3 protein-coding genes and 1 pseudogene are annotated in these 3,882 nt (G+C 63.8%); 3 read left to right on the forward strand and 1 reads right to left on the reverse strand.

Annotated elements, in window-relative coordinates; all coding sequences use genetic code 11:
• The coding region (locus QZY06_RS14890) for a hypothetical protein (protein ID WP_295685861.1) at positions 1 to 1,398 on the reverse strand (1,398 nt) is incomplete at its 3' end.
• Between the two features lie 238 nt (positions 1,399 to 1,636).
• On the opposite strand from QZY06_RS14890, the gene QZY06_RS14895 reads away from it, so the two are divergent.
• From QZY06_RS14895 to trpD, 3 genes and pseudogenes are all read left to right on the forward strand, one after another.
• A complete protein-coding gene (locus QZY06_RS14895; RefSeq protein WP_295685862.1) occupies positions 1,637 to 2,824 on the forward strand; it encodes a lipid-transfer protein in 1,188 nt (395 codons plus the stop codon).
• A gap of 307 nt (positions 2,825 to 3,131) precedes the next feature.
• Positions 3,132 to 3,722 (forward strand): aminodeoxychorismate/anthranilate synthase component II, encoded by a 591-nt coding sequence (locus QZY06_RS14900; protein WP_295685863.1) that lies wholly within the window; start codon positions 3,132 to 3,134, stop codon positions 3,720 to 3,722.
• Between the two features lie 7 nt (positions 3,723 to 3,729).
• Positions 3,730 to 3,882 (forward strand): annotated as a pseudogene (gene trpD, locus QZY06_RS14905) (anthranilate phosphoribosyltransferase); the annotation flags it as partial.

Here is a 3,882-nt window from a genome sequence, read left to right on the forward strand (position 1 = left end):
GGCCGCAGTCGTGACCTTTTCGTCCTCGAGCAGCTGGCGCATCTTCGGAATCGCGACGGACAGCAGTTCGCCCATCGCCTGGATCTGCGGGCCCATGATCGGGCAATCGAAATCGAAGATCGGGCTGAACAGGTCGATGCGCGACTCGTTGATCCACTTCACCACCGACGGCTCGGTCAACCAGATCAGCATGTTTTCGCTGTCCTGGATCGCGCAGCGCAGGTAATCGTTTGCGGCGTGGGGCAGCGGCACCGGGCGGCAGAGGTCGTTCTTGCGCGCTTCGTCGGTCAGATTGGCTTCGACATTGCCGATGTAGCCCGCGCTGTAAACCTGCTGGCACATGCGCACGGTCTGCAGGGTGATGCGGTTGCCGTCGAACACCTTCTTCTCGGGACGATTCTTCAGGCCGTCGGCAGCGCAGTCGATGTACAGCGTGCCCGGCGCCGTCTTGAACACGCCCTTCTTGAGGCGCATTTCGCCCGGCGCCACGGCATCGACATGGCCCATGCGGACGATGTTCGGGATGCTGCGCAGCTGTTCCAGCTCCAGCTTGGTGACGGTGGCGCAGCGCCAGTTGGTCGGCTTCACCTTGGGATCGAACTGGAACAGCTGGTCGCAGGCGACCACGCGCTGGAAGAAATCGTCGACCGAATCCGCCGCCAGTGCGGCCTTCAGCACTTCCACTCGTCCCGCCGTGATGATGTCGGTGAACTTGCGGCCCGGGTTGACGGTAAAGCGGTCGAACAGCCAGGCGTCATTCGGCATCACCCAGGTGATGTCGGCCGGGGCCACGCCCATCTCGAGCAGGAACAGGCAGGTATCGATGCCGGTCTTGCCGGAGCCGACGACGGCGAACTTGCTGTAGTCCGGTGCCAGCTTCGGCACGCTGTTCGGTGGCACGCAGACGGCACCGCCTTCCACCTTGAACTTCGGCGGACGCTGCGAAGGCACGGTGACGTTGATGTAGGTCGCGTCGACGATCTTCTTGGCGCGGATTTCGTAAGCGCTGCCATTGACCCGCGAGACCACCGAGCCGTCTTCACGGTAATCGCACATCGGCAGGTACTTGACTCGGCCGGACGGCAGGAAGCGTTGGCGCATCACTTGGTCGAAATAGGCGACCACCTCGCTGCCGCTGGCCAGTTCGTAACAGCCCTTGTTCCAGCCCACCTGGTCGATGGTGTTATTGCCCAGCGGTGTCGAGTTGACGCCGTAGCAGGTGGAGGTCTGGTGCAGGCGCACGAAGGGATAGGCGTCGTTCCAGTGACCACCCGGACGATGATTGCGATCGACGATCGTCACCGTTGCCGAGGTCTGGGTGATGATTTCGTCGACAAATGCCATCCCCATGCCGCCGGCGCCGATGACCAGGTAATCGGTATCAATGGTTTGCGTCATCGCTGTTTCTCGCGGTCAGGAAGGGAGTGCAGCTGAGTATCCAAATCGCCGTGCCCGCCGCCTGAGGGACCGTGCAAATCGTTTTGCCACCCGTGCATTCCGTCCCAGGCGAGACCCGAACCGCCTCGATCCCGGGGCCAACCCTCACCCAACCAAGGATTTGACCCAAGGCGCGACGGCCGGGCGACACTCTGCGTCTCCGAACCACCCCCACCCCACACTCCGAGGACCCGATTCCATGAGCCCAGCCAAAGTGATCGTCGCCGGCGTCGGCATGATTCCCTTCCTGAAGCCGAGCGCCGCAGAGCCGTACACCGTCATGGGCCCGCGGGCGATCCGCCTGGCGCTGGCCGATGCCGGCGTCGGCTACGAGCAGGTGCAGCAGGTCTACGCCGGCTACGTGTATGGCGATTCCACCTGCGGCCAGCGCGTGGTCTATGAAGTCGGCATGACCGGCGTACCGGTGATCAACGTCAACAACAATTGCTCGACCGGCTCCACGGCGCTGTACCTCGCACGTCAGGCGATCGCCAGCGGCATGGCCGACTGTGTGCTTGCCGTCGGCTTCGAGCAGATGGCGCCAGGCGCGCTCGCCGCCGTGTTCAATGACCGGCCACCGCCGATGGGCAAGTGGATGGAGCAGTCGCACGCGCTGCAGCCGGCCGCGCCAACTACGCCGATGGCGCCGCACCTGTTCGGCGGCGCGGGCCTCGAATACCAGCAGAAGTACGGGGCGACCAACGCCACCTTCGCCAAGATCGCCGAGAAGGCGCGCCGCCACGCCGAGCACAACGACAAGGCGATCTTCCGCGAGCAGATGACTGCCGAGCAGATCCTCGCCACGCCAACCATCTACGGCGTGCTGACCCGCGCCCAGTGCTGCCCGCCCACCTGCGGCGCAGCGGCGGCGATCCTGGTGTCCGAAGCGTTCGCCAAGAAGCACGGCATCCGCTCCAACATTGCCATTCTCGGCCAGGCGATGACCACCGACAGGCCATCGACGTTCGAGGCCGGCTCGATGATCGAAGCCGTGGGCTTCGGCATGTCGAAAGCGGCGGCCGATCAGGTCTACGCGCAAGCCGGCGTCGGTCCTTCCGACATCGACGTCTGCGAGCTGCACGACTGCTTCACCGCCAATGAACTGGTGACCTATGAAGCGCTGGGCTTCGCACCGATCGGCGGTGCCGAGAAGTTCATCAATGACGGCGACAACACCTATGGCGGCGCGGTCGTCACCAATCCGTCCGGCGGTCTGCTTGCCAAGGGCCATCCGCTGGGCGCCACCGGGCTGGCGCAGTGCACGGAACTGGTCGAGCAGCTGCGCGGTGTCTGCGGCCCGCGCCAGGTCGACGGCGCGCGGCTGGCGCTGCAGCACAACATCGGCATCGGTGGCGCCTGTGTCGTGACCTTGTACGGGCAGGTCTGAGGTCGGGAAAAGCAACAGCGGTGCACGCAACGGCGCCAAGACGCCAAGGAAAAGCCGATGAATCATTCAAAAGCTTTTCTCTTGGCGTCTTTGCGTGAGACCTGCTTTTCGCCGTCCAGAACTCGTTAAACTGCCGTCCGTTCTTCTCCCGATCTCACTGTCATGACTCGTTGGCGTCGTTCTCCCTGAGTGAAACCCGATCCGCGGCCCCTGATCTTTTTGGTTTTTTGGGCGGCGCGGCGGGCAAGTTGGGACCCGCACCGAACCCGGTGCGGCCTGAGAACAGACGTACAACACAGGCACAGTCATGATCCTGATGATCGATAACTACGACTCTTTCACCTACAACCTCGTCCAGTATTTCGGCGAGCTCGGGGCGGAGGTTGCCGTACACCGCAACGACCAGATCACGGTCGATGAGGTGGCCGCACTGAAGCCCAGCCACATCGTCCTGTCGCCGGGGCCGTGCACGCCGAACGAAGCCGGCATCTGCCTGGAACTGATCGAGCGCCTCGGCAAGCCCGGCAGGTTTCCGATTCTCGGCGTCTGCCTCGGCCATCAGTCGATCGGCCAGGCTTTCGGCGGCACGGTGCGCCGCGCCGCATCGGTGATGCATGGCAAGACCAGCCCGATCCACCATCTGGCTGGCTCGGTGTTCCGCGATCTGCCAAGTCCGTTCACGGCCACCCGCTATCACTCGCTGATCGTCGACCGCGGCGATTTCCCGGCCGAACTCGAAGCCACCGCGTGGACGGTGAAGCCGGACGGCACGCCGGACGAGATCATGGGCTTGCGCCACAAGTCCTTGCCGATCGAAGGCGTGCAGTTCCACCCGGAATCGATCCTGACCGAGCATGGGCACGCGATGCTGAAGAACTTTCTGGACAACTGGAGTTGATGGGGTCATGACGCCACAGGAAGCGCTGGCGCGGACCATCGAGCACCGCGAAATCTTTCATGACGAGATGATCGCGCTGATGCGCCAGATCATGCGCGGCGACGTCTCCCCGGTGATGACGGCGGCAATCCTGACCGGCCTGCGCGTCAAGAAGGAAACC

Source organism: uncultured Nevskia sp. (assembly GCF_903885465.1).
Lineage (GTDB): Bacteria > Pseudomonadota > Gammaproteobacteria > Nevskiales > Nevskiaceae > Nevskia.